The organism is Escherichia sp. AM3, from assembly GCF_032029835.1.
Lineage (GTDB): Bacteria > Pseudomonadota > Gammaproteobacteria > Enterobacterales > Enterobacteriaceae > Escherichia > Escherichia coli.
This window is the reverse complement of sequence record NZ_JAVUPQ010000287.1, coordinates 1-1,442: the sequence shown is the minus strand read 5'-3', so window position 1 is coordinate 1,442 and position 1,442 is coordinate 1. Positions and strand designations below refer to the sequence as shown.

Annotated in this window: 2 protein-coding genes; one reads left to right on the top strand and one right to left on the bottom strand. The window is 31.6% G+C overall.

The window, feature by feature from the left end; genetic code table 11:
* Positions 1–834: DUF6119 family protein (locus RTW80_RS25165; protein WP_312720779.1), on the top strand; the 834-nt coding region annotated here is incomplete at its 5' end.
* 168 nt (positions 835–1,002) lie between these two features.
* Here RTW80_RS25165 and RTW80_RS25160 read toward each other — a convergent pair.
* The coding region (locus tag RTW80_RS25160; RefSeq protein WP_312720777.1) for a hypothetical protein at positions 1,003–1,442 on the bottom strand (440 nt) is incomplete at its 5' end.

The window sequence follows — 1,442 nt, the reverse complement described above, 5'->3', positions numbered from 1 at the left end:
AGTGGGAAGTATCTTCAATCATCAGATAAAATTAATGACATAAAAATAGTAGATGTAAAGAAATTCATAAAAAATAACGATATAAAAGATGTCAATAAAGTTTTTGTTAAGATAACTAATGAAAATAACAGTGGTCATACAGCCTCGTTAAAAGAAATATTGAGCATTACTTATAGCGAGGGCAGTGAGCACTTCTTCCTTAAGAGGGGAGGATGGAGTCGATTTAACTCTGCTTTTATGAAGTATTTGTCTACTTCTTTAGCCAGTATAAAATTTGAGGTTAAAGATGCTCTTAAGGAAGACGACTTCAAAGTATGGCAAGCTGAAAAAATAAAACAAATCGCAGAAGGAACTTCTAAAGACAAATTAGAATATAGAGAGTATTATTTTAATGAAAAGATGTCTGATGAGAAAGGTTATATACTTCTAGATCGCCAGCTAAAAAAAATACCATCCTTACGTGATAATGGCAAGGACTACAATGTTGAAGTTGCAGATCTTTATAAAAATGGAGAGATTATTGCTGTAAAGATATCAGATAAACCGCATGATCTAATTTATAATATTGAACAGTCAAAAACTACAATTCAAACTATAGTAAGAGGAGTAGTAAAATTTGAAGAGACAATTACTGATGTGGTTTTATGGATCTCAACTACTACAAAAGCTAAAAAATTAATTGACATCAATTCTATTCAATTTTTATTAGCGGTTCAAACTTGGAAGGAAGTTGTTGAAGGATTTAATCTGAAACCAAAGATATATTATTCACATCACGACAAACCCCAAAAGAAAAAGGGAAAGAAAAAGGGAAAGAAAAAAAACGTATCTTAAATCTCAACTTAGAATTGGTTATGGAGAAAGATATCAGGCTATAGCGTCTCAGTATCGCTCCAATATTGGTGTGGATTATGTATCACCGATACTACCAAAATTATTATGTTTTAGGTATGGTGATTTACCGCCATACCTCTTTTGTATTTATCATCGCAATGATGTTGTTTACTTTTGTTTAAGTCTTCTAAGCTTCATACTTTCTAATGAGAATAATAATAGAGTTGTGCTGTATATAAAACCAGAGTTAGTCAATAACTTTAAATTTAATGCTTCAGGATTTTCACTGAGAAAATGAAAGGCATAAACCAAGTATACAGCTAAAGCAGCCGTTCCAATCATTGGTCCAATATCGCCTTGATCATGAGGTTCGAGGTTTACATTGAACTTAAAAATTAGCCATTCAAACCCCCAGGTTAAAAAAACAACTAATATCATCGCTGCAAATAATTTGGCGATGTTATCTGCTGATGGATTCATTAGAACTGATTGTTCCTGAAAAAATTCACAAAGTGAGAGTCCAAAAAAAATAAAAAAAAGGGGTCTGGAACTAAATTTTTCAAAAACTTTGAATAAGGTTTCCATTTTCTGCACCTTCAGGATTATAT